We start from the raw sequence: 25420 nt of genomic DNA, 5'->3' as shown, positions 1-25420 counted from the left end.
AAAACAAATGAAAAAATGGTTAGCATTGCTTATCCTTTGTATCATGACGATCACCACAGCTGCCTGTGGTGCTGCAGAAAATAAACCTGCTTCAAACACAACCAAAAGCAAGTCAGCTGAAATAGCAGAAACAAACATCAATTACTTAGATCAAACGTACAAACTCAAAACGCCAGTGAAACGAATTGTCATTGCTGGAAGCCTAGAATCAATGGAAGATGCCAAATTACTTAATATCGAGCCTATTGGTGCTTCTACAGTAGGCGGCACATTCCCTGAATTATTTAAAGACATCACAGCGAAAACAGAAGGCATCGGTGAAAAAACGGAACCGAATCTAGAAAAAATCTTAAAACTAAAACCAGACGTGATACTCGGATCAACAAAGTTTCCACCTGCAACAATTAAAAAATTGGATAAAGTCCAAACAACGATCCCAGTATCCCATGTCTCTTCTGACTGGGAAAGCAATCTTTTATTGCTCGGTACACTTACTGGAAAAAGTGAAGAAGCGAAAAACATCATTTCTGATTATCAGAAAGACCTCAAACAAGCGAAAGAAACCCTGAAAGACAAAAGCAGCAACAAAACAGCTGTCATTTTACGCATTAGACAAGGCGACCTGTACGTGTACCCTGAAGACGTATACTTCAACTCTACCTTATATGGGGACTTAGGATTTACAGCACCAAGTGATATCAAAAAAGCCAAAGCACAAGCATTGATTTCATTGGAGCGCCTGGGCGAACTCAATCCTGACTATATTTTCGTTCAGTTCTCTAAAGAGGAAAACTCATCGAAACCTAACGCATTAAAGGACTTAGAGGAAAATAAAATTTGGACAAGCCTAAAAGCTGTGAAAAATGGGCACATCAATGAAAATGTCGTTGATCCTATGCTTCAAGGAGGAACTGCACTAAGCAAAACAACCTTCCTTGATAAGGCCGTCAAATGGTTAGAGAAAAACAACTAAAAAAAGAAGACAAAGGGTTAATGTTTAGCCCTTTGTCTTCTTTTCAGCTTATTTGAGAATCTTGAGGAGTGAATACATATGAACGGAACGTTTCTATATGACGAGTTTAACGGGCGTCAGCTTGATATTTACGTTCCACAGGACACCTCTATTAATGTTCCAGCTGTCTTTGTACAAGATGGCTCTTCTTTGTTTAGAACACACCTGCTAGAGATCGAAAGACTGATCGAAGCCAAAACCATCTCTCCAATCATCATTGTCGGCATACACCCCTTCAATCGACTTGACGAGTATACACCATGGAAGGCGTCATCACTGCACTCTGGGTTTCCTGACTTTAAAGGCGAGGCACAGACGTATATGTCATTTTTAGCGAATGACTTGCTCCCATATATCAAAAGAAAATATCCAGTCAAACAGACCTGTCATGAACATAGTCACATAGGTGCTTCATTAGGTGGGCTATTTGCAATTTATACTTTATTGATGTACCCTGCTCTTTTTAAAAACATCGCATCTATCTCTGGGTCATTTTGGTATCAAGATTTTCTGCCGTTTGCTAAACAACAAAGCATTCAGTATGTGGATCACCTTATTTATTTGTCTGTGGGCAGTGAAGAAGGTAAAGGCAAAACATCTGCTCAACAGCATATGCCTTTATTCAATAAACAACTACATGATCTTTTATTACAGAAAGGGATGCAGGAATGGCAGCTGCACTATCACATCGAACAAGGGGAGGGCCATCATCTGAAACAATTTCAAAAAAATTTCTTATCAGCCCTAAAGTGGTTTTATCAAAGAGAACTCTAATTTTTTATCTGCATGGCACAAAGCCGATATGATATATTGGAACCTATAGATTGAAAGAGGAGGGATTTGCGTATGAGACCATTACAAATCTCAGCCGATACGGCACAAAAACTTGCGGCATCACTCAATGTACCCATTGAACAAATCATGCATATGCCGCAGCATATCTTAATCGCTAAACTAGCAGAACTTGAACAGAAGAAAGATCGTTCTTCTTAAAGAAATAAAGGAGTTTACATTCATGGAACAACAACTAGAACAATCAACATTACATCCCCGCAGCAAGGGACAAACCATCCTGCTGATTGCTGGGATTTTACTCATTGCATTTAACCTGCGGCCTGCCATTACGTCCGTCGGCCCTCTCATCGGCGCCATTCGTTCCGATTTGCAGCTTTCAAATGGACTTGCGGGTTTTCTCACCACTTTACCACTGCTCTCATTCGCATTGCTTTCTCCAATTGCACCTAAAATCGGAAAGCGTCTTGGCAATGAACGAACCCTTTGGCTTGGGCTTGCTGTCCTTCTATTTGGGATTGTGATTCGCTCGTTTGGCTCGATCACCTTCTTAATGGTGGGAACCGCGCTTGTCGGTGTCGGGATTGCGATATGTAATGTGCTTTTACCAGGGCTTGTGAAGCATAAATTTCCTGCACATGCTGGTTTGATGACGAGCGTGTATACGACTTCGATGTCCGTCTTTGCGGCACTTGCATCAGGTGTCAGTGTTCCGCTCAGCCATGCAATGCCTGGCGGCTGGAATACTTCATTCCTCGTATGGGCTGGCCTTGCACTTCTCGCGATGATGGTCTGGGCGCCGCAGCTTCTTCATCAGAACACAGCGGCCGTCAAAAGCATTTCGCTCACAGAGCAGCCGATATGGCGTTCGCGTGTCGCATGGCAGGTGACCTTTTTTATGGGCTTGCAGTCATTCCTTTTTTATAGCAGCATCGCCTGGTTTCCTGATATTTTAACATCACATGGAATGAACCTGTCGACAGCCGGCTGGATGCTGTCCATTATGCAGTTTGCTGGGCTGCCATCCACCTTTTTAACGCCTGTTTTCGCGGAAAAATTAAAAACACAAAGACCGCTTGTCTTGGGCCTTGTCCTTGTGTATTTACTTGGCATGATTGGGCTTCTTCTCGGAGGATCGACGCCTATTCTTGTGATCTCTGTTTTATTGATCGGCATTGGACAAGGTGCCAGCATCAGTCTGGCGCTCACTTTTATCGGATTACGGACGACCAATATGGAGCAAGCCGCTGCCCTTTCCGGAATGGCGCAGTCTCTCGGTTATTTATTAGCCGCCGTTGGTCCTTTCATGATCGGTATCCTTTTTGATCTCACACATACATGGACGCCATCCATTATCATCTTTATCATCATCCTATTTTTCATGTTTATATCCGGTATGCGAGCCGGACGAAGCGTCTATATTTCAGATCCATCATAAAAAAAGAACCCGCCTCCTCATGAGACGGGTTCTTTTCGGTTTATGCTTGTTCTGTCACGTGTACCTTTAATGTTGCTTGTACCTCTGGATGAAGCTTCACCGGTACATTTGTGTAACCTAATGCACGGATGGCGTCATTCAGCTCGATTTTGCGCTTATCGACTTTGATTTGATGATCTTTTTGCAATTTATCAGCAATTTGTTTGCTTGTAATAGATCCAAACAGACGGCCGCCTTCACCTGATTTTGCTGTTAGTTCCACTGTTAGCGCCTCAAGTGTTTCTTTTAATTGTTTCGCTTGTTCAAGCTCTTGGATGGCATTCTTTTTCTCTTTGTTCTTCTGCCCTTCCAATGCGCTTAGGTTCGTTGGGTTTGCTTCAACTGCTAACCCTTGTTTGATGAGAAAGTTGTGAGCGTATCCGTCAGCTACATTCTTGACTTCGCCTTTTTTCCCTTTGCCTTTTACGTCTTTTAGAAAGATGACTTTCATCTTTGAACCCCTCCTTCGAAATATTCATCAATGGCAGCTTTTAACTGCTCTACCGCTTCTTCAATGGTTATACCATACATTTGGGTGGCAGCGTTAGTTAAATGACCGCCGCCATCTAACGCTTCCATGATAATTTGGACGTTGATATCTCCTAATGATCTCGCACTAATGCACACCGTGTTGTCATCTCGTCTAGCGACAGCAAAGGACGCTTCTACCTCACTCATTGACAACAGGGAATCTGCCGTCTGGGCAATCGTGATTTGATCATAATACTCCGAGCTGTCTGACGGTAATGAAGCAATCGCCACCTGATTTTGATACAGATCTGTATGCTGAATGAGCTTTGCCCGTTTGATGTAATGATCGACGGTCTCTTTTAGGAATTTTTGCACAAGGACAGGATCTGCCCCCTTTGCACGAAGATAGGATGCTGCATCAAACGTTCTTGATCCCGTTCTCAGCGAGAAACTCTTCGTATCAACGATGATCCCTGCGAGAAGCGCAGTAGCTTCAATCATGTTAATGCGCAATTTCTTCGGCTGATACTCTAAAAGCTCTGTCACAAGCTCTGCTGTGGATGAAGCATACGGCTCCATATAGACAAGTAATGGGTCACGGATAAACTCCTCGCCGCGTCTATGATGGTCAATGACCACGATATTTTCAATTTTATTGAGTAGTCGTTCTTCCATGACGAGAGACGGTTTATGTGTATCCACGACCACAAGCAGCGTGTCATCCTTCGCAAGCTCCATGGCTTCCTCTGGGGTGATAAAACGTGACCAAAGATCTTCATAATTCTTAATTTCACTAATCAAACGTTGAACACTGTCCCCAATCTGGTTGGCATCAATGACAATATAGCCTTCTTTCCCATTAGCCTGGGCGACCTTTAAAATCCCAATGGATGCACCGATTGAGTCCATGTCTGGGAACTTATGCCCCATGATCATGACATTTCCGCTTTCAGAAACAATTTCTTTTAAAGCATGAGAAATGACTCGTGCGCGTACACGTGTCCGTTTCTCCATTGGATTCGTTTTTCCGCCGTAGAATTTTACTTTTCCATTCGGCTGCTTAATGGCTACCTGATCCCCGCCTCGTCCGAGGGCAAGATCAAGACTCGACTGCGCAAGTGCCCCAAGCTCTTTTAAAGAAGGTACGGATGCACCGATCCCGATACTCAAGGTAAGCGTCGCACTATGCGCTCCTGTTTTCTCACGGACCTCGTCTAGAATAGAGAATTTCGACGCTTCCAGCTCTGCTAAAATGCTCTCATTTAGAACCGCCATAAATCGTTCGGACGAAATTCGCTTCAGGAAAATGCCATATTCCTGTGCCCAATTGTTTAACAGAGACGTCACTTCACTATTAATGGTGCTGCGCACCTGATCGTCAAGACCCTGCGTGACATCATCGTAATTGTCTAAAAAGATATAAGATAACACCGTTCGTTCATTTTCGTACTGTCTTTCAATTTGTACCTGTTCTGTGACATCAAAGAAATATAAAAGGCGCTCTGACCGTTTAATAATGACTTTGAATTTTCGGTCATTCAGCGTCACATTTTCTGTCTCGACCTCTTGTTTAATAAGAGGCACAATGGACTCGAATGTATCATACAAGGATCTGCCGACAAGCGTGCTTTCATGAAAACACGAAGCGAGAAATGGATTTGTCCATTCGATATAATACTGGTCATTAAACAGCATAATACCAATTGGCATTTCCATTAATGCTTCTTCTCCAACCTTTTTGACTCGATAGGATAATGTTGAAATATATGAATCAATCTCTTTTTGCACTTGCGTATCTGCCCACTTTAAGAAGTAGAGCACACCTGCAAGGACTAAAAGACCAACCGCTCCTATGATCCAATTATAATAAAGGTTGAGGAGGACTGTGACCACCGCAAGGAAAATCAAAGCGATGATCGGATACTTGATGACAGGTTTTCTATAGAAGCTTGGCACTGATATCAACTCCTCAACATTCAGAGTGAATTATTTGTTTTTTACTTTTTCTCTTAAATCAAAGCCTATGTCAGCAATCCCTATAATACGCACAATCACAGCGACTGGCGGATAGAGAACCCCTAACACGATAGCGAAAATGGGCACCGCTTTTGAGACGCTTTTTTCGTGGCAATAATAGAAGATAAAAGAAAATCCCTGAATAAGCACCAGTATAAATAAAATTTGAAACGCACTCGTTTGAACGAGCGATAAAAAGCTGCCTTTTTCCGTCTGAATCAGCATCAAAAGCAGTGTGAGTAAATAATACCATACCATGCTTTTTGGCAGCCGCATATCCTTAAATTTCTTCAAGGCTGGCATGTCTTTGACAAACCGTTTGATCAGAGGCTTCACAAACCAGTGGTTCACGAACGCCGTCAGCGTAACTAACATCAACAGCGCGACAGGTAAAGCACTCAATGCAGTATCCTGCATCTCTCTGAACTGCTTCAGCTGCTTCGCAATGTCCTGCTCAGAAGCGCCGGATTGCTTTAAGACACTCTCTAACATCGGAATCATTTGCTCAATCGACTCTTTCGCGATACCCATGATATCGACTTGAAAAAGCTGAACACTGACAACAAAGGAGATAAGGAAACTGAATAAATAGATCAGCGCACCTGCAATGATGGCATTCCCAGGCTGCCGTCTGCTGTAGAAAACACCCATGCCTAATCCGACAGCAATCAGAATTGGCGCCGTCATGAGTCCATTAATAGATCCAATTAAAAAGCTGATCACTATCCCAATAGCGCCAGCAGCAATTCCTTTTTTCAAGCCGTGCCTGATTGTATAGAGGATGATCGGAATCGGAGCAGCTAGAAAGAAAATAATGGATAATAGCGGCACATACAAATAAAACAGCGTCATGACAGAGAAAATACTGATCATGATAGCGCCCTCTACTAACGCTTTTGTTTGTTTCACACCTTCACCTCTATCTAATCCTTTTACTATATCTTGCTCAATGTGTCCTTCTATGTATACGTACGATGTAAGCTACACCATGTCTTACCCCAACCTTTATTTTACCATAGCGGTAAATCGCAAGTAAAATGCAGGCTATCTTAGGAGCGTTTCACGTGGAACACTGATATCGATTCGTACATGCAACTTTTCAAACAGCATGTTACAATTTTTTAGATTATTCTTAGCTATAAACCCTGAATTCAAGGTCAAAAGCTGTTAGAATAGAAGCATCATCAATAAATGTAAGAAGGAGAATTCACATGGGAAAAACACTCGTATTCGGACACAAAAACCCTGACACAGACACGATTTGCTCTGCTATCGCTTACGCTGATCTAAAAAACAAAATCGGCGTCGAAGCAGAAGCCGTCAGACTTGGAGAAATCAATGGAGAAACACAATACGCATTAGATTTCTTTAAACAAGAAGCACCTCGTTTCATTGAAACGGCTGCAAACGAAACAAAGCAAGTCATTCTTGTCGATCATAACGAATTCCAACAAAGTGTAAGCGATATTGATCAAGTACAAGTGACTGAGGTCATTGACCATCACCGTATTGCCAACTTTGAAACAAGTGAACCTCTATACTATCGCGCTGAGCCTGTTGGCTGTACAGCAACAATCTTAAACAAAATGTACAAAGAGAACCAAGTGAAGATTGAAAAAGAAATCGCTGGTTTGCTTTTATCTGCAATCATTTCTGATTCCTTGCTATTCAAATCACCAACATGCACACAACAAGACATTGATGCTGCGCATGAGCTAGCTGAAATTGCAGGGGTAGATCCAGAAGTTTACGGCCTAGACATGCTAAAAGCTGGCGCTGACCTAAGCCAAAAAACGGTTCAAGAACTAATTACAATTGATGCAAAAGAATTCGCACTAGGCAATAGCAAAGTGGAAATTGCGCAAGTCAATACAGTAGATATCGCAGAAGTTACAGCAAGACAGACTGATATTGAAGCGAAAATCAATGAAGTCATCGCAGCGAAAGGTCTTGATCTATTCGTTCTAGTGATCACAGACATCCTAGAAAATGACTCTCTTGCACTTGCACTCGGTGCCGAAGCTGCAAAAGTAGAAAAAGCATTTAACGTCACACTTGAAAACAACACCGCTTTACTAAAAGGTGTTGTATCAAGAAAGAAACAAGTCGTACCTGCACTGACAGACGCACTTTCTTCATAAACACAACAAGACTGCTGACATGTTCAGCAGTCTTGTTTCTTCTTTTAATGAATGTACATATCACTTACAAGGACATCCTTTAGCACACTTGTTGGAATCGTAAATTCCACTACACCCATGTAACCAGGCGCCACATCAAATTCATTAAAGGAAATCACCAGTTTGCCTTTTGAATTGATATAGAAGCTTTGGTCTGGCTGAATCTTCTTAAACGGATCAATCGTATCTTGCTTGGTAATCCAATAAATCTTATTTGAATCCTCTTTCATCTGTTTCTTCATTTGGTCTTTAATATTTTCACTAATCACATCAATATAACGGTCATCTTTAAACAAGCTTGGTAATGTAATGAGTACATGATTTTTCTTATCCACCGTATCATACGTCATTTCCTCTGCCGCAGAAGCTTGAGTCGTCACCTTGTATCGACCTAGTGAAAGAATTTGTTCATTGTTTGTTCTCACTTCATATCCGCTCTCTACACTTAAATGACCATTTTTATAACCCTTTGTTTCCTTCTCAAAATCTTGATACAGCTTTTTATTTTCAGCTAAATATTTTTGATTCAGGCTGTCTTGTAATTTTCCGTCCCCAAGCCCTGAAACGTGTGGTGTTTTAAGGTCAATATTCGTTCCTTGATCGCTCTTTTTAAATTCTGTGAATGTCACGACTTTCACCAGCTCGCCAATGACAGGTATCTCCGAAATCGCTCTTGCCGCCTGTGGACTGACATTCACAGTCGTGACAAATAGAGCAGCCGCAGCAACAAGTCCGATCGTCCATTGCTGAAAATGAGGTTTTTTGTTTTTTCGTTTTAATGTCCGTTCAACCATAGCATCATATTCCGGCGGAATAGGGATTTCTAAATATTCCTCTTTTAACTGTTCCAAATACTTATCCATTTATATTTCCTCCTGCGATAATTCTACTTTTAAAAGCCGCAACGCCTTATATAATCTTGTTTTGATGGTGTTTTCGTTTTCTTCAAGAATGTGGGCGATGTCCTCTAGTTTTAAATCTTCAAAGAATCTCAAGATAATGATGACCCGGTACATGTCGGGCAAATCCTCTATGGCTCGTCTGACATCTTGATCTTCATATACATCTGATTCACCCTGTGATAAGAATTCAAGCGTATCATCATCTGTCACCTGCACCCGCTTCTTCTTTCGTAAAAAGTCTAGGGCTGCGTTCACCACGATTTTATAAAACCAGCTATGCATCTTGGTCGCATCCTCTAATCGGTGAACAGATTTGAGTGCTTTATGAATCGCCTCTTGAACGACATCCATCGCATCTTCTGGGTTTTTGACATAACTATAGGACAATCGATAAAAACTGTGTTTATGCTCCATTACGTAATCAGCAAATTGATCCTCAATTTTTCGTTTCTTCATTTTACAAAGAGCTCCTTTATCTTAAATGCGCATCGGTTATTTCTTACAATGGATAGACGCGCACCTTTTGGAAATAGTTTGTGCTCGGTTATTTTTTTAACATGTCATTCCATTTCCATTTCTATACAAAAAGAGTGAACCAGACAGGTTCACTCTTTCAAAGCAGATATTGTTTGATGGACAAACTGTTTAAGTGGAGAAAGCGGATGAATGATCGGAACGCCTGTCTCCTCTTCCATCTGCTGTGCCGCATGAACCATCGATAGCTGCATCACGCAAATGTCTCCACTTTTTTGCATACATCTTCTGAGTTGCTTTTTAATTTGCTTCTCATAAGCATGCATGTCACCGTTTAGGCAAAGGTGAAAGATATCCTCCATTACCATAACTTCTGCATCAATCTTTTTGCCGTGCTCATTTGCATATGATTCAAGCCGCTCCATTGTCCCATCCACTGTATTCGGGTTTGAAAACACAAGTTGAAGAGGCCCTTTTTTCTGACAAACCTGTTCAAATAACGGTTCATCAATCGGAACAATCGGTTGCTTAAAGAGATCCTGCTGATCACCCAAGGCGGCAATGTATTGTGTACACGTGAGCAGAATGATGTCGGCTTCATCTTCTTTCATCAATTTGTTGATGGCATAGGTTTGCTGCTTGTGAGGATTAAAATCGGGATCTTGTGTAGCACGTTCTATAAATGATGAATCGACCGTGTGATGCAACTCAATATCTGTATCACCAAACACCTCTTCTATATAGGACTGATTAGACGGATGGGCATGAAGGCAGTGTAATCGAATCATCAGGTTCGCTCCTCGTGAAAGTTTTCAATCATTATATCAATCCTTGTATGAAATAGGGAGAAAGATGACCATATTGTTAGGGAGATATTGAAGGAGGGATTTAATTGAAAGAAGATCAACACCCTAAACCATCTTCAGAGTCAGAAGACACTTTAACAAATCGTCAAGGTCATCCCGTAACAGACAATCAAAATATGAGAACCGTTGGGAATAGAGGGCCCACTACGCTTGAAAACTACGATTTCCTAGAGAAAATCAGTCATTTTGATCGCGAACGTATTCCTGAACGTGTCGTCCATGCGCGCGGGGCCGGAGCTCACGGTTATTTTGAAGCCTATGGCACATTCGGTGACGAGCCCATTTCCACTTATACAAGAGCGAAGTTATTTCAGGAAAAAGGAAAAAAGACTCCTGTTTTCGTTCGTTTTTCTTCTGTCATTCACGGCGGTCATTCGCCAGAAACGTTGCGCGATCCGAGAGGGTTTGCGATTAAATTTTATACAGAAGAAGGCAACTGGGACCTCGTTGGAAACAACCTGAAAATTTTCTTTATCCGAGATGCTTTGAAGTTTCCAGATTTGGTTCATGCCTTTAAGCCTGATCCTGTCACCAATCGGCAGGACGGCGAGCGTATTTTTGATTTCGTTTCGCAATCTCCTGAAGCGACGCATATGGTGACATTTCTCTTCTCACCTTGGGGCATCCCAGCAACCTATCGGCACATGCAAGGCTCAGGTGTCCATGCGTACAAATGGGTGAACCATGAAGGAAAAGCAGTGCTGGTCAAATATCACTTTGAACCGAAGCAAGGGATTCGCAACCTGACGCAAGAACAGGCTCAAGCGATACAAGGTGAAAACTTTAATCATGCCACACAGGATTTATATGAAGCCATTGAGCAAGGAGATCATCCTGAATGGGAGGTCTATGCGCAGATCATGGAAGATGATGCCCGCCCTCACCTCGATTTTGATCCGCTTGATCCGACAAAGCTTTGGTACAAGGATGACTATCCATGGAAACCGATCGGACGGATGGTATTAAATAAAAATCCAGAAAATTATTTCGCAGAAGTTGAGCAGGTTGCCTTTGGGACTGGCGTTCTCGTAGACGGTTTGGATTTCTCAGATGATAAGTTGCTTCAAGGGCGCACCTTCTCTTACTCTGATACGCAGCGATATCGTGTGGGACCGAACTATTTACAGCTGCCGATCAATGCACCGAAAAAACATGTCGCCACGAATCAAAGAGATGGGCAAATGGAATACCATGTCGATCAAGGCAAAGGACAAAATCCCCATGTGAATTATGAACCATCGATCCTCGGCGGATTAAAAGAAGCCAAGCAGGATGGAAAGGATCATACGCCTTTTGTAGAGGGTAACGTCAAACGGGAAGCCATTGACCGCCCAAACAACTTCGGACAAGCCGGAGAAACGTATCGCCGCTTCAATGATTGGGAACGTGAAGAATTGATTAAGAACTTAGTCAACACCCTTGCGACCTGTCAAAAAGACATTCAAGAGCAAATGATCGAAAACTTTACAAAGGCTGACCCTGATTACGGAAAGCGTGTCGCTGACGGCTTAAAAGCTTTTAAACAAGAGCAGCCAAGCGGACCTATAGGATCTACAGGCGCCGCACAAGCTGTAGACGAAGCGATTAACAACAGCACACCATCAGATCCTTATTAAATAAAAAAAAATGCAGCGCCTGGGCTGCATTCTTTTTGTATTCATTGATTAAGCGTTTTGACCTTTTTTGATCCATTCTGCTACATTGACTGTACGTTTTGCTTGATGTTTTGCAGCAGCTTCTGCGTCCTCTTGGATCTTTCCATTTTGGTCAACAGTGACACTCACGCCGTAAGGGTTGCCCCCTGCACCGTATAATGAGTCATCTGTGTATCCAGGAGCGGCAATAATCGCTCCCCAGTGGAACATCGTTGTGTAAAGACTGAGAATGGTCTGCTCCTGCCCGCCATTTGGGTTTTGTGCAGAGGTCATCGCACTCACTGCTTTGTTTGCCAATTTCCCTTGGAACCATAAGCCGCCAGTTGTGTCTAAGAATTGCTTCATTTGAGCCGGTAGGTTACCAAAACGTGTTGGCATGCTAAAGATGATGGCATCTGCCCACTCTAAATCACTTAATTGAACCTCTGGGACATCCTTTGTTTCGTCTAAATGTGCTTTCCATGCTGGATTTGATGCTACAACTGCTTCTGGTGCCAATTCAGCAACCTTTAATACTTTCACTTCAGCGCCAGCTTCTTTCGCTCCAGCCTCTGCCCATTTTGCCATCTGATAGTTTGTACCTGTTGAACTATAATAAATAATTGCTAATTTTACGTTTTCCATTTGTTCCATCTCCTTTTGTTTATTTTGCCCAAAAAGCTTCTGTAAAAATCCCATCTATATTCCCTACCTTCATTAAAATTGACGACGATACCATAATGCCGCAGCATCGACTTCTTCTCTCGTTAGCTGATGTCCGCGATTTTCCCAATGTAGTGTGACCGAAGCGCCTGCGCCTTGCAGCAATTGCTCAAGCTCCTGTGATTCCTCTGGACGGCACATTGGGTCATTTTCACCAGCTGCGATAAAGACTTGTTTCCCCGCCAATGAAGGCAATGAAACTCCGCGTCTTGGAACCATTGGATGATGCAGGATCGCTCCTTTTAACGCATCCTCGTAATGGAATAAAAGACTTCCTGCAATGTTCGCCCCATTGGAATATCCGAGAGCGACGACATTGTGACGATCGAACCCATATTCATCTGCTGCTTCTCCGATAAATGTATACAGTTCCTCTGTCCGCTCAATTAAATCCTGCTCATCGAAAACACCCTCTGCTAAACGTCTGAAAAAGCGCGGCATACCGTTTTCCAACACATTCCCTCTCACACTAAGAACGGATGCGTCAGCATCTACTAAATCGGCAAGCGGCAATAAATCTTCTTCCGTCCCGCCAGTACCATGCAGTAATAACAAAACAGGTCTTTGTTCATTCTTTCCTTTTCGAAAAAGATGTTTCATCATAAATCTCCTTTCCCTTTGATTTCTCTTACCTCAATAGGCAGCACAATTTGTTCAATCTGACTGCGCTGCGCTTCATATTGCGGTGGCAGTTTCAATGCTTCACCCATAGTTTCCACTGATTCATCGTGTGCAAACCCTGGAGGATCAGTCGCAATTTCAAATAATATACCGCCAAGCTCTCTAAAATAAATGGCATTGAAGTAATTTCGATCTTGCACAGGTGTCACTTGATACCCGCTTTGTGCAATATGTCTTTGCCAATCTAATTGATCCTGATCATCTGTCGCTCTCCATGCAATATGATGCACCACTCCAACACCCATACGTCCGCGTGCAACAGGTGTCTTGTTCACATCAATGACATTGCCTATCTCACCAAACGAACGGAATCTCACATAGTCCTCTTCTGCTCCAACTCGTTCAAAACCCATTGTTTGTTCTAGTAGCTGCATCGTTTGCTCAGGCTGTGATGTTAACAAAACAGCTCCGCCAAATCCTTTGATCGCAACATCTGGCGTAACGCCGTTAAATGTCCAATCATTTTGTTTTCCCTCCGCACGTTCTACTAGCTCAATCAACAAGCCGTGTGGATCTTCAAATGAGAGAAAGGCTTCATCAAAGCGTTCAACCATTTCATAAGAAATATCAAATTGCTCAAGACGTTCCTTCCAGAAAGAGAAAGCGCCTGGCGGTACAACATATGTCGTCACGCCCACTTGACCTGCGCCAATTTGTCCCTTTTGAGCACCTGGCCAAGGGAAAAACGTGATAATCGTTCCCGGAGATCCTCCTTCATTTCCAAAATATAAATGGTAAGTACCTGGATCATCAAAATTCACGGTCTTCTTCACGAGACGAAGTCCTAAAACACCTGCATAAAAATCAACGTTCTCCTGAGGATGCCCTACAATTGCAGTGATATGGTGAATTCCTTCTGTTTTCTTCACTTCTAATGACCTCCTAATCATGAAGTAACAAGCCTCTATTCATTATGTCTTTACTGACGTCTTTATATTATCTCGAATTCGAGATATTAAAACAAAAAAATATATTTATCTCGAATTAAGGATATGATGTTTTTAAATAAAAGTCAACGATTTTTGTTTTTCCTTTTAAAAAAGCAGGTCTGCTTTTACATAACAGACCTGCTCTTCCATGATTATCGCAGTAATTTTTTCTTTTTTAAATAGGCTTTCGCTACCTGAAATGCATCCTTACCTTTCACATTCACTTCATAATTCATTTCTCTCATTTCATCGTCTGTGATTTGACCACCAAGTTTATTGAGAGAAGCCTCAATCTCAGGGTACTCCGTTAATGTCTCCTGCCTTAACAGCGGTGCTCCTTGATATGGCGGGAAAACATGCTGATCATCATCAAGCACCTTTAATTTGTATTGCCTCAATTCACTGTCTGTCGAATACGCATCGACTAAATTGATATCTCCTTTTTGAATCGCTCGATACCGAAGCTTCGGTTCCATCGTCACCACATCATCAAAGGAAAATTGATAGGTTTTTTGAATACCTCGATACCCGTCCTGTCGATCAGAAAATTCTAAGGTGAATCCAGCCTTTATGCGATTCTTGATTTTAGCTAGATCAGAAATATTGGATACATCATATTGATCAGCTAGCGACTGAGGTACGGCTAAAGCATACGTATTGTTGTAAGCCATCGGCTCAAGAAGGCGGAGCTGAAAGGATGATTCCAAACCGCGCCGCGCTTGCTCATACACTTTTTCTTTATCTGTGCTTTTCGCTGTTTGTTTAAGGAACTCAGAAATTGCAGTACCCGTAAACTCAGGATAAATGTCAATATCACCAGAACGTAAAGCTTGAAAAACAAAAGACGTCTTGCCAAGACCAGGCTTAAGATTGACTTGAATATCCGTATCCTGTTCAATTAAAAGCTTATACATCGAGATCAGAATTTCAGGCTCTGATCCTAGCTTTCCACCGATGGTGATTTCTTTTTTTTCTTGTTGAAAAAGTGCTGGGCCCGCGACAATAGCTCCTGCAATCACAGCAAAAACCGTCACAGAAATCACAGTCTTTTTAAAAGAAATTTTCTCAAACGTACGCAGCACCACATCAAATAAGAGTGCGAGTAAGGCTGCTGGTATAGCGCCAATGACAATGAGTGACATATCATTTCGGTCAATTCCCAGCAAAATCAGACTTCCTAATCCCCCAGCTCCGATCAGTGCGGCAAGTGTGGCAGTTCCCACAATGAGAACCATCCCGGTTCGGATACCTGCCATGATGACTGGCATGGCCAGAGGCAGCTCTACTTTTAATAATCGTTTGCGGTGATTCATTCCCATGGCAAGCGCCGCTTCTCTCAGGGAAGGATCGACCTCCTGAATGCCTGTATATGTATTTCTTAAAATAGGGAGTAAGGCATAAACGACAAGCGCAATAATCGCAGGCACTTGCCCAATCCCAACGAGAGGAATCAGCAAGCCAAGCAGCGCAAGCGACGGGATTGTTTGCAAGACCGCCGTCACCCCAATCACCCATTCTGCAAGCTTTGGCACCCTCGTTAAATAGATACCTAAGGGAATGGCAATCAAAATGGCTAAAAATAAAGCAATAAACGAAATTTGAATATGCTCAAGCAAGGCGTGTCCCAATTGTTCTTTTCGATCCAATAACACACTGATCCAATCATTCATGTGACTCGCCCCTCTCTCTAGGAGAATCAGCTAAAAACTGAATCACCGCTTGACGATTCACTAGTCCAATTCGCTCCCCATCCTTTTCCACAGCCAATTCCTCATGCTTTGCCAATTGGGATAAGACCTCATCCAGCGTGGCATGTGCTGTGGTCGCTTCATAGCCTAAAAGAGACTCATGAGGCATTGGTCTAGCCATGGCCTCTAGCTCAAACGCTTGTTGTCCTACATGGCGAGCAGCACCTGAGACAAACTCCCGAACAAAAGTATTGACTGGGTGTTGAACCAATTCCTCTGGACGACCAATCTGCACCACTTTCCCTTCCTTCATGATACAAATTCGATCACCAAGCCTCATCGCCTCCTGCATATCATGCGTCACGAAAACAATGGTCTTTTGAATACGGCGCTGCAAATCAAGCAGATCATCCTGCAATTTCTCCCTTGTTAGTGGATCTAACGCACTAAATGGTTCATCCATCAGGATAATCTCAGGATCAGCTGCAAGTGCACGTGCCACACCGATACGCTGCTGCTGTCCACCAGATAGCTCTGACGGCTTCCGATGTCGATACATAGCAGGGTCAAGCCCAACCATCTGCATCAATTCATCCACTCGCTTTTTAATCTCGTTCCGACTCCATTGTTTGAGCTCTGGCACCACAGCGATATTTTCTTCAATGGTCATATGAGGAAAAAGAGCAATTTGCTGCAGAACATACCCAATATCCCAGCGCAGTTCATACATATCATAATCGTTTATTTTTTGACCCTTTATGTAAATCTCACCTTCTGTTGAAGAAATGAGACGATTGATCATTTTCAATGTTGTCGTTTTCCCGCTTCCACTAGGTCCAATGAAAACAAAAAACTCACCTTTCTGAATCTCTAAATCAACCGATTGAACGGCATAGCGCTCATCAGAAAATTGCATCGATACCTTCTTAAATTCAATCATCATCCCACGCCCTGACTGCAATTATTTTCTAGACTACCAATATGACAGATCGACCCCGTATTTGTATAGAACAAACTGTCACTTTTACTCTCTTTTACATACTTCCCCTAAGGTGCCCACCAAAAACAGCTCTAGCCAAATCGGATGAGATTCTTCGTGAGACAATAAAAAAAGCGAAGAGCTCGAGGCTCTCCGCTTTTAAGTCAACGACTTACTCACCAGTAACGTATGGAAGTAATGCCATTTGACGTGATTTTTTAATCGCTAATGTCAATTTACGTTGATACTTAGCGCTAGTTCCTGTTACACGACGAGGTAAAATTTTACCACGCTCAGAAACAAACTTTCTAAGAAGATCAACATCTTTGTAATCGATGTGCGTGATACCGTTAGAAGTAAAGAAACATACCTTACGACGTTTCGCACGACCGCCTCTGCGTCCACCTGCCATTTGTTTTCACACCTTTCCTTTAGTCAATTTTTCAGATCAATTAGAATGGCAAATCATCATCGGAGATGTCAATCGGTTTACCATCATTCGCAAATGGGTCATCATTGAAGCTATTTCCCTGATTACGATTTTGTTGGTTGCTTTGATTGCCATATGGATTTTGACTTGGTTCATTTCCAAATGGATTCTGATCGTTTTGGCTACCGCCATAATACTGGCCTCCGCTATTGCCACCGCCGCTGTATCCACCTGAACCAGCACCGCCGCTCTTAGGCTCAAGAAATTGAACACTTTCAGCTTGAACTTCTGTCACGAAGACACGCTGTCCTTGCTGATTTTCATAGTTTCTTGTCTGCAAACGACCGTCTACACCGGCAAGACTTCCTTTTTTCAAGAAATTAGCCACGTTCTCGGCTTGTCTTCTCCAAGTAACACAGTTAATGAAATCGGCTTCACGCTCTCCAGATTGATTCGTAAACGTACGATTCACAGCTAGAGTAAACGTGGCTACAGCCGCACCATTAGGCGTGTAGCGAAGCTCAGGGTCTTTTGTTAGTCTTCCGACCAATACAACACGGTTTAGCATATTGAAAGACCACCTTTAAATATATATTTCAATGATTTATACTTCTTCTTTAACAACAATGTGGCGAATGATATCGTCACTGATCTTAGCTAAGCGGTCAAATTCTTGAACTGCTGCAGCGTCAGATTGAACGTTTACGATTTGGTAGAAGCCTTCACGGAAATCGTTGATTTCGTATGCAAGACGACGTTTACCCCAATCCTTTGTTCCAGTGATCTCCGCACCGTTTGAAGTTAACACGTTATTGAAACGCTCGATAACTGCTTTTTTAGCCTCATCGTCAACTGTTGGGCGGATGATGTACATAACTTCGTACTTTCTCATCTGATTGCACCTCCTTTTGGTCTAAGCGGCCCTATACGGGCAAGGAGCAATAAATTATATTACTCACAATTGTATATTATAACAAATTACTTGGCCTATGACAAGAACCTATACATTAAAACGGAAATGAATGACGTCTCCATCTTTCACTACATATTCTTTACCTTCTAGACGGACTTTTCCAGCCTCTTTTGCAGCAGACATGCTTCCACCAGCAAGTAAATCTTCATATGCAACCGTTTCAGCACGAATAAACCCACGTTCAAAGTCCGTATGAATGATTCCAGCACATTCCGGTGCCTTCATTCCCTTTTTAAACGTCCAAGCGCGTACTTCCTGCTCACCTGCTGTGAAATAAGTAGCTAAACCAAGAAGTGAATAAGATGCTTGAATCAGCTGATCTAGACCTGACTCTTTGATGCCAAGCTCTTCAAGGAACATCTGCTTCTCTTCTCCTTCAAGCTCTGCAATTTCAGACTCGATCTTCGCACATACGACGATGACTTCAGCATTTTCACTAGAAGCAAACTCACGGATTTGCTGCACATATTCGTTGCCGTCATGATCTGCTACTTCATCCTCACTCACATTTGCTACATAAAGAACTGGTTTAGATGTGAGTAAATGAAGCTGTTTCACAAGCTTTTGCTGCTCATCTGTAAATTCTACAGATCTTGCCGATTTCCCAGCTTCAAATGCGTGCATTAGCTTCGACAAAATATCAAATTCAGCTACCGCTTCCTTATCCTTTTGTTTTGCAAGCTTACTGACACGAGCCAAACGTTTTTCAACTGTTTCTAAATCAGCCAAAATCAACTCTAAATTAATGGTTTCGATATCTGACACAGGGTCAACCTTACCTGATACGTGTGTGATGTTATCATCTGCAAAAGCTCTCACCACGTGACAGATCGCATCTACTTGACGAATGTGAGAAAGGAATTTATTCCCTAAACCTTCACCTTTTGAAGCCCCTTTGACAATACCAGCAATATCAGTGAATTCAAAAGCAGTCGGAACTGTCTTTTTCGGCTGCACCAATTCTGTTAGTTTTTGCAAACGTTCGTCTGGAACTTCTACAATTCCGACGTTTGGATCAATGGTACAAAACGGATAGTTAGCAGACTCCGCTCCAGCCTGTGTAATTGCATTAAATAGCGTTGACTTCCCGACGTTAGGTAAGCCAACAATACCAGCTGTTAAAGCCATTCTTTCATCTCCTCTATATCAAACGTGCTCGTTATACTGCGTAATATGAACCTAGAGCAATTATAAGTAGGTTTACATGAAAAGACAAGCTAACCGTTATGCATTATCAATAGAAGAAACATTGCCAAAAAGAATAAATCAATCCTTCAAAACAGGAATTTGCATCTAATTCTTCTATACAAAAGAAGAATTTCATTAAAAAAGCATGAGGCCTACTTAAGCAGTTGGCTCCTCATGCTTGACGAGAATTTTCTTCATTTTTCTTTCAAAGTCTCTTCTTGGGATCATGACGCTATGCCCGCAGCCTTCACATTTAATGCGAATATCCATGCCCAACCGAATCACTTTCCACCGATTGACACCACATGGATGGGGCTTTTTCATTTCAACGACGTCATGTAACCCAAACGCTTTGTCTGCCATCAGCTTTCACCTCTCTTGCTCACTTCATTGAATCTATTGTACAAAAAAACGGCGATGAAGAGCAATGCACAAAGCAAAGACCCTCTTTCAATCGTTCATCCTATTCTTTTTTATAGAAAAAACCCTTCTTTTAGATCATTTTATTTGTGACCAATAGTTACTTAAACTCCGCTTTTTTTCAATATTGTCACAAACACCGTAGGTCAAAAGGTTTTTATTGGTAGAACGCTGTGGTTTTTCCATATTTTTTGATTTATGATATCTGCATAAATGTTATGTGAGGGAGCAGGTACGATGGTCAATCGAAAGGATAGATTAACTGATAAAGAATATAAAATCATATCCGATCATGCTGGAAACATAGACAATTACCAGCAGCACCATACGATAGAAATAGGTCAGCAAACGCTCACTGTCCATGATTTTCTCAAGGTCGATCATCAATTATATGGTTTAACGATGCAGCCGGAACAATCAGACGAGTTCATCGTCGCTTTTCACTGTCCGATGCCAAATCAAATGCCAGTGACCTCGCCACAAGATGTACACACCGCGGTACAGTCATTGCTCAAAACGGATTATGCCTATCCCATTGAAAGGAAGTCCCTTGATAGCAATCAAGATCATGTCTTTTTTAAAGGGAAGGAATACATAGAGCAAGTCAGCCAGAAGCATCCCAATGCAGGTATCTATCTCACTGGACAAGCCCTTGCCGGTGCTGTTTGTGCTTATGTTGCGACAGAACAGCCCGCTGTCAAAAAAGCCGTCACCTTTGATAGCCCAAATATATGGAGCAGTCTGGCGCCTTCGATTCAGCAGAAAGCGCAGCAAGGTCAATATAAACGGATCTTGACTGAATATATTCAACCTAGTCATTATGTAGGTTTACTCAATCGCCATGATCATGGAGTTGGTCAAGTGAAGTACACCGTACCGCCAAGGCAGCAAGGCGACGCCCAAGAATCCGTTAAATATAAACAAAGAGAAATTGACACCTTTTTAAAATCAGCTTTTGCGTCTATGAATATAGAATGGAACGAATCCTTTGATACAAATGCCTTTTTAGCTCTTATTTCTGGGAGTTTAAAAGGAAATGGGTATTCATTCCACAAAGATGGATCTGCCCGGATTTTAGATGAACAGCTTGATCATAATACAAGTTTTACAGCCTTGCTGTTGCAAGAAATCCATTCTGGACGTGCATATGCACAAAGCGGTCTAGAAATTATCATAAAATCCCATTTACTGAAAAATTCATCCTACGATCTCCAAAGTGTGATTGAACATGAAGTACACACTATATTTGATAAAATCGATGGGATCGATGAAAGTGTAAAAGACGCCGTCCAGCATGTAAAACAAGAGCTCAAAGGACTCGTCGGCTTTGGCCACTATGATTTATTAAGTTCAAGTGATGTGGAAGCATTGGTAGAAGAAGTGAGGATGGAACAACATCATTCCTCCTTTTATTCACACGAAAAACAACTGAATGCCCTGTACACCTTGAGAGATTACGAACAAGAACTTTCTTCCCTTTCAAGACATATGTACACAATGGGTGATGATTACGCCAAGGCAGATAGGCGCCTTGCGATGCAAATGGGTATTCATTAAGAAAGGAGTCGCCGCATGATCAATCAAAATAAACCTCCTAGTGACGCCCAGCGTTTCTTGCAAAATGTGAGTACTCGCCGATCCATGTCTGTATTTGAAAATCAATCGGCACCACAAACGCAAACGCAGTCCCCAGAAGAAATAGCCGCAATTCAGGCCCTACGAAGAGAAGGACAGCGAAAAGATCTAAAACGGCTGCTTAAAATGCGACTGCATGACGAATTAGCAAACACTCGCGTGCACTTGGAGTATCAATTGTCTAAAACCGAAGACATGATCAACCAGACGACCATTGTCAAGCAACACATCTCCCAGCATTTAAAGGGACAAGCCATTTCAGAATTAGAGGAACGCCTTCAGCGTCTCAAGCAAATGCCAGTCTATGATGATATCAAAGACGCCATTGACTCTATTCGGATAAAATAAGCACAGCTCTGACAAAGAGAGGTGCTTATTTTATTTTATCAATATAATTTTTAGGGCGAGAAAATATCTTTTTACTTAAAATCGGATATAGCATTAAACAGACAAGCAAATAAAGATTCAGCAAGCTGTATATCGGATACAAGAAAGCAATTAAATCGGCAAACCCAAGAGATGTTAAAGGCGCCATCAACAGAAGCATCACGAGCACAACCAGCCAGCGAGGCAATGGTACAAAAGAGAGCATTCGGCTGGATAAACCAAATAAACCTGCCGCTGTCGTCGTATAAATAGCTAGACAAAGGACAACGGTCATAAACACAAACAATGATGTCGGCGCTCCTTCTAATACTGTAAACAAAGGAATGCCTTCTGCTGATAGGCTCCCAGAAATATCAACCAGTATTTCGTTATACACGTACGAGATGACCCCAAAAATCAGGCCACTTAATATACTCGCCACTTTTGCCTCGCCAAGCCCCTTCATTTCTTTTCCAACCGAAGACAGCACTGCGACTACAGATAATATATTCAAAGAAGCAAAGACAATGCTGGCAGGCCAATTGTACTGCTGCCCAAAATCAATCCGCCACATATGATCATGGTTCATATAATAAAAAACAAATGCATAGATGAGCCCCGCCACCAAAATTGGTATAATGAAAGCATTCACAGATAAAAGCCCTTTCACATCCCAGAAAAAAATCATAAATGAAAACAGACAAAATGCACCGATGCCAATCCAAAATGGCACATGATACATCTCGAGTGTCACCCCGCCACCGGCAATCATGACTGTCGTTGTCGTGAATAAATAAAGGACAATTAAAACATCATACACTTTAGCCAGCCATGGACCGACAAGCCGCTCTAGCACTGGCACAAAGTGATCGGCACGTACCTCATAACTGATTTTCAACACCACATAGGTAGACAGCATAAACATCAATGTAAACAGTAGAATGGCTAGTCCACTATCAATGCCAAAAAACTGCCAAATTTCTTGGCCGGAAGCATACCCCGCTCCTATTAAGCTTCCTAAAATTAAAAGCGTCCACCTTGAACCAGCCTTCCACACAATCATCACCTCATAGGTATAGAATTAAGCTTGTTTCCGTATACTGTTACTAACTACTATGACAAGGAAGTGAGACCTATGAATAGCAAGAACGGTCTTTTTTTTAGAAATAGGGTGAAAGAATACGTGTCCCATACGGATACAAACGCCATTCAACAGCTTAAAAGTATTTTATTCTCGCATCTTCAGAAAGCAGGAAAAAGACCCGTTGCCATCGTTTGTATTGGAACAGACCGCTCAACTGGCGACTCTCTAGGTCCACTTGTTGGTACAAAGCTTTCAGGTCTTGATTTGAAAAAGCTTCATGTATATGGCACGCTCTCTGACCCAGTTCATGCGGTCAATTTAAAAGAAAAGCTCGCCGAAATTGAACAAGCTCATAAACATCCGTTTATTGTAGCGATTGATGCCTGTTTAGGAAGAGTGAAAAGTGTAGGCTCCTTCCAAATTGGAGATGGACCGTTAAAGCCTGGAGCAGGTGTACAAAAGGAGCTGCCAGAGGTAGGAGATATTCATATTAATGGGATCGTCAATGTGAGCGGCTTTATGGAATACTTCGTTCTCCAAAACACACGCCTTCATCTTGTCATGTCTATGGCCAATACACTTTCTGAAAGTCTATCTCATATTGATCAAATGGATTGGACAAGAGAAAAAAGCCGTTCTCTCTTCGCTCCTATTCAAAATATCACTGGGAGAATATAAAAAAGACCATCTCGTATCAAGATGGTCACTCTGATGATTCTCTTGTAGAAAGCAATTCGAGGATTCTTTCTAAATCTTCGTTGGAGAGAAATTCAATCTCTATTTTTCCTTTTTTCTTCTGTTTCTTGATCGACACTGAAGTGCCAAAGTAGTTTTGTAAGAAAGACTCTCTTTCTTTCAACACTCGATCTTTTGGTGCTTCTTTTTTCTTTGTTTCACGTGGAACATTTTCGTTTAATTGCTGAACAAGTTTCTCAACCTGACGTACGTTTAACCCCTCGTCCACAATTTTCTTTACCAATGGCGCCAGCTTATTTTTGTTTTTCAAGCTAAGCAATGTTCTTCCATGCCCCATCGATAACGTTCCATCTGCAATCAGCTTTTGTACTTCATCCGGTAAAGTCAAAAGACGGAGATGGTTCGCAATATGCGGTCTGCTCTTCCCTAATCGCTTTGCTAATTCCTCTTGCGTCACACTTAGGTGATCTAGTAAGGAAGCATAGGCTTCCGCTTCTTCTAATGGAGATAAATCCTCGCGTTGCAGATTTTCTAAAAGGGCAATCTCTCTCATCAGCGTTTCTGAAAATTCTCTGACGATCGCAGGAATCGTTGTCAGACCAGCTTGTTGTGCTGCACGGAAACGACGTTCACCTGCTACAATGTCATATCCTTTAATCGATTTACGGACAATGATTGGCTGTAAAACACCGTGCTGCTGAATGGATTCTTTGAGATCAGACAATGCATCTTCATCAAACGTTTTCCTTGGCTGATACGGGTTTGGACGTAAATCCTTTATTTTGATTTCTTCAACCGTTTCTTCATTTGAGTCTACAGTGTTAAATAGTGCATTAATACCCTTTCCAAGACCTTTAGCCATTCGCATCCACTTCCTTTGCTAAGTCTAAATAGACATCTGCACCTCTTGAACGTGGATCATACAAGATAATCGGTTTCCCATGACTAGGCGCTTCACTCAGTCTTACATTTCGCGGAATCACGGTCTGATAGACTTTATCTCTAAAGTATTTCTTCACTTCTTCGATGACTTGAATCCCAAGATTTGTTCGTGCATCAAGCATTGTCAGCAGGACACCTTCAATGGCGAGATCCGTATTTAAATGTTTCTGCACGAGACGAACGGTGTTTAACAACTGGCTCAATCCTTCAAGCGCATAATATTCGCACTGTACCGGGATTAAAACGGAATCGGATGCTGTTAACGCATTAATCGTCAGTAATCCGAGTGATGGCGGGCAGTCAATAATCATATAATCATAATTTTGCTTAACAGATTCAAGTGCTCTCTTCAATCTCACTTCACGTGAAATCGTAGGCACAAGCTCTATTTCAGCCCCTGCAAGCTGTATTGTCGCAGGAATGACATCAAGATTTTCGACCTCTGTCGTCTTAATCACATCAAGAACATCTGCATCATCAACTAAAATATCGTACACGCACTTCTCTACGTCGGCCTTCTCAATCCCAATACCACTCGTGGCATTGCCCTGCGGATCAATATCAACTAACAACACTCGTTTACCTATGTATGCTAAACACGCACTCAAATTAACAGAAGTTGTCGTCTTCCCGACGCCGCCCTTCTGGTTGGTAATCGCTATGATTTTTCCCACGATGTCACCCACTTTCAACTTAACAAGTTTCTCATTCATTCATACTTCCTATTCTATCAAAAAAAGTATGAAACGTTTGCTTTTTTTGTTTCTCCATTATATATTCGTCAGCAAATGTCTATTTTCGTACATGAAAAGACGAACTTAAATGCAGTAAAAAATATATCAATATATCTTTTTGAAGAAAA

General features: G+C 42.0%; 28 protein-coding genes. 9 read left to right on the top strand and 19 right to left on the bottom strand.

Going from position 1 to position 25420, the window contains the following annotated elements; genetic code table 11:
* Positions 1-7 precede the first annotated feature (7 nt).
* From QRN39_RS16850 to QRN39_RS16835, 4 genes are all read left to right on the top strand, one after another.
* Positions 8-973, top strand: coding sequence for an ABC transporter substrate-binding protein (locus QRN39_RS16850; RefSeq protein WP_003215121.1), 966 nt, complete (start codon positions 8-10; stop codon positions 971-973).
* A gap of 78 nt (positions 974-1051) precedes the next feature.
* Positions 1052-1786, top strand: coding sequence for an alpha/beta hydrolase (locus tag QRN39_RS16845; protein ID WP_284907710.1), 735 nt, complete (start codon positions 1052-1054; stop codon positions 1784-1786).
* Between the two features lie 72 nt (positions 1787-1858).
* The gene (locus QRN39_RS16840) at positions 1859-2005 is read left to right on the top strand and encodes a YycC family protein (RefSeq protein WP_003214589.1); all 147 of its coding nucleotides are present in this window, start codon (positions 1859-1861) and stop codon (positions 2003-2005) included.
* Between the two features lie 22 nt (positions 2006-2027).
* Entirely contained in the window at positions 2028-3242 is a 1215-nt protein-coding gene (locus QRN39_RS16835; protein WP_003214688.1) for a CynX/NimT family MFS transporter, read from the top strand.
* A gap of 40 nt (positions 3243-3282) precedes the next feature.
* On the opposite strand, the gene rplI is transcribed toward QRN39_RS16835, so the two are convergent.
* The 3 genes from rplI to QRN39_RS16820 are packed head-to-tail and all read right to left on the bottom strand — an operon-like array spanning position 3283 to position 6677.
* Positions 3283-3732 (bottom strand): 50S ribosomal protein L9, encoded by a 450-nt coding sequence (gene rplI, locus QRN39_RS16830; RefSeq protein WP_044139055.1) that lies wholly within the window; start codon positions 3730-3732, stop codon positions 3283-3285.
* Positions 3729-5708 carry a DHH family phosphoesterase gene (locus tag QRN39_RS16825; RefSeq protein WP_003214961.1) on the bottom strand — a complete coding sequence of 660 codons (1980 nt, stop codon included), beginning with the start codon at positions 5706-5708 and terminating at the stop codon, positions 3729-3731. Before QRN39_RS16825 ends, rplI begins: the two co-directional genes overlap by 4 nt.
* Before the next feature lie 30 nt (positions 5709-5738).
* Positions 5739-6677 (bottom strand): YybS family protein, encoded by a 939-nt coding sequence (locus QRN39_RS16820; RefSeq protein WP_284907709.1) that lies wholly within the window; start codon positions 6675-6677, stop codon positions 5739-5741.
* A gap of 302 nt (positions 6678-6979) precedes the next feature.
* On the opposite strand from QRN39_RS16820, the gene QRN39_RS16815 reads away from it, so the two are divergent.
* Positions 6980-7909, top strand: a complete 930-nt coding sequence (locus tag QRN39_RS16815; RefSeq protein WP_284907708.1) for a manganese-dependent inorganic pyrophosphatase — start codon at positions 6980-6982, stop codon at positions 7907-7909.
* Between the two features lie 44 nt (positions 7910-7953).
* On the opposite strand, the gene rsiV is transcribed toward QRN39_RS16815, so the two are convergent.
* The 3 genes from rsiV to QRN39_RS16800 all read right to left on the bottom strand — a co-directional run bounded on the left by rsiV (position 7954) and on the right by QRN39_RS16800 (position 10112).
* A complete protein-coding gene (gene rsiV, locus QRN39_RS16810; RefSeq protein WP_284907707.1) occupies positions 7954-8811 on the bottom strand; it encodes an anti-sigma-V factor RsiV in 858 nt (285 codons plus the stop codon).
* Positions 8812-9306: an RNA polymerase sigma factor gene (locus tag QRN39_RS16805; RefSeq protein ID WP_050944666.1), complete on the bottom strand. Its 495-nt coding sequence runs from the start codon at positions 9304-9306 to the stop codon at positions 8812-8814.
* A 149-nt stretch (positions 9307-9455) separates the two neighbouring features.
* Positions 9456-10112, bottom strand: a complete 657-nt coding sequence (locus QRN39_RS16800; protein ID WP_284907706.1) for a hypothetical protein — start codon at positions 10110-10112, stop codon at positions 9456-9458.
* 194 nt (positions 10113-10306) lie between these two features.
* Between QRN39_RS16800 and katX the strand changes: the two genes are divergently transcribed.
* Positions 10307-11806 (top strand): catalase KatX, encoded by a 1500-nt coding sequence (katX, locus tag QRN39_RS16795; RefSeq protein WP_417894891.1) that lies wholly within the window; start codon positions 10307-10309, stop codon positions 11804-11806.
* A 48-nt stretch (positions 11807-11854) separates the two neighbouring features.
* On the opposite strand, the gene wrbA is transcribed toward katX, so the two are convergent.
* From wrbA to QRN39_RS16745, 10 genes are all read right to left on the bottom strand, one after another.
* The gene (wrbA, locus tag QRN39_RS16790) at positions 11855-12523 is read right to left on the bottom strand and encodes an NAD(P)H:quinone oxidoreductase (protein WP_284907704.1); all 669 of its coding nucleotides are present in this window, start codon (positions 12521-12523) and stop codon (positions 11855-11857) included.
* A gap of 18 nt (positions 12524-12541) precedes the next feature.
* A complete protein-coding gene (locus QRN39_RS16785) occupies positions 12542-13150 on the bottom strand; it encodes an alpha/beta hydrolase (RefSeq protein ID WP_034620304.1) in 609 nt (202 codons plus the stop codon).
* Positions 13147-14118, bottom strand: a complete 972-nt coding sequence (locus tag QRN39_RS16780) for a ring-cleaving dioxygenase (protein ID WP_284907703.1) — start codon at positions 14116-14118, stop codon at positions 13147-13149. The genes QRN39_RS16785 and QRN39_RS16780 overlap by 4 nt, the downstream gene beginning before the upstream one ends.
* Before the next feature lie 191 nt (positions 14119-14309).
* Positions 14310-15827, bottom strand: a complete 1518-nt coding sequence (gene opuFB / locus QRN39_RS16775; protein ID WP_212046505.1) for an osmoprotectant update ABC transporter permease/substrate-binding subunit OpuFB — start codon at positions 15825-15827, stop codon at positions 14310-14312.
* Entirely contained in the window at positions 15820-16785 is a 966-nt protein-coding gene (locus QRN39_RS16770; RefSeq protein WP_284907702.1) for an ABC transporter ATP-binding protein, read from the bottom strand. Before QRN39_RS16770 ends, opuFB begins: the two co-directional genes overlap by 8 nt.
* Before the next feature lie 211 nt (positions 16786-16996).
* Positions 16997-17236, bottom strand: a complete 240-nt coding sequence (gene rpsR, locus QRN39_RS16765) for a 30S ribosomal protein S18 (RefSeq protein ID WP_008347556.1) — start codon at positions 17234-17236, stop codon at positions 16997-16999.
* Between the two features lie 40 nt (positions 17237-17276).
* The gene (gene ssbA / locus QRN39_RS16760; protein ID WP_003215157.1) at positions 17277-17822 is read right to left on the bottom strand and encodes a single-stranded DNA-binding protein SsbA; all 546 of its coding nucleotides are present in this window, start codon (positions 17820-17822) and stop codon (positions 17277-17279) included.
* A 36-nt stretch (positions 17823-17858) separates the two neighbouring features.
* Positions 17859-18146 (bottom strand): 30S ribosomal protein S6, encoded by a 288-nt coding sequence (gene rpsF, locus QRN39_RS16755; protein ID WP_003215073.1) that lies wholly within the window; start codon positions 18144-18146, stop codon positions 17859-17861.
* A gap of 108 nt (positions 18147-18254) precedes the next feature.
* On the bottom strand, positions 18255-19355 hold the full coding sequence (gene ychF, locus QRN39_RS16750; RefSeq protein WP_268459986.1) for a redox-regulated ATPase YchF: 1101 nt from the start codon (positions 19353-19355) through the stop codon (positions 18255-18257).
* Positions 19356-19571: 216 nt separating this feature from the next.
* Entirely contained in the window at positions 19572-19778 is a 207-nt protein-coding gene (locus tag QRN39_RS16745) for a DUF951 domain-containing protein (RefSeq protein ID WP_012011910.1), read from the bottom strand.
* Between the two features lie 294 nt (positions 19779-20072).
* Between QRN39_RS16745 and QRN39_RS16740 the strand changes: the two genes are divergently transcribed.
* Together QRN39_RS16740 and QRN39_RS16735 are read left to right on the top strand one after the other, a co-directional pair.
* Entirely contained in the window at positions 20073-21392 is a 1320-nt protein-coding gene (locus QRN39_RS16740) for a hydrolase (RefSeq protein ID WP_284907700.1), read from the top strand.
* A 15-nt stretch (positions 21393-21407) separates the two neighbouring features.
* Complete coding sequence (locus QRN39_RS16735; RefSeq protein WP_003215287.1) at positions 21408-21818, top strand: hypothetical protein; 411 nt, start codon at positions 21408-21410, stop codon at positions 21816-21818.
* A 25-nt stretch (positions 21819-21843) separates the two neighbouring features.
* Here QRN39_RS16735 and QRN39_RS16730 read toward each other — a convergent pair whose 3' ends face one another.
* Positions 21844-22899, bottom strand: coding sequence for a YkvI family membrane protein (locus QRN39_RS16730; protein ID WP_003214632.1), 1056 nt, complete (start codon positions 22897-22899; stop codon positions 21844-21846).
* 72 nt (positions 22900-22971) lie between these two features.
* Here QRN39_RS16730 and yyaC point away from each other — a divergent pair, with 72 nt between their 5' ends.
* A complete protein-coding gene (yyaC, locus tag QRN39_RS16725) occupies positions 22972-23598 on the top strand; it encodes a spore protease YyaC (RefSeq protein WP_003215235.1) in 627 nt (208 codons plus the stop codon).
* A 25-nt stretch (positions 23599-23623) separates the two neighbouring features.
* On the opposite strand, the gene QRN39_RS16720 is transcribed toward yyaC, so the two are convergent.
* Positions 23624-24478 carry a ParB/RepB/Spo0J family partition protein gene (locus QRN39_RS16720; RefSeq protein WP_041816105.1) on the bottom strand — a complete coding sequence of 285 codons (855 nt, stop codon included), beginning with the start codon at positions 24476-24478 and terminating at the stop codon, positions 23624-23626.
* Complete coding sequence (gene soj / locus QRN39_RS16715) at positions 24471-25232, bottom strand: sporulation initiation inhibitor protein Soj (RefSeq protein ID WP_034620351.1); 762 nt, start codon at positions 25230-25232, stop codon at positions 24471-24473. Before soj ends, QRN39_RS16720 begins: the two co-directional genes overlap by 8 nt.
* Between the last annotated feature and the right edge of the window lie 188 nt (positions 25233-25420).

Origin of the sequence: Bacillus sp. lyk4-R2A-2, from assembly GCF_030209735.1 — a bacterium.
GTDB classification, from domain to species: Bacteria; Bacillota; Bacilli; order Bacillales; family Bacillaceae; genus Bacillus; species Bacillus pumilus.
Note: the sequence above shows the minus strand (reverse complement) of the source record. Positions and strands in the feature narration are given on the sequence as shown.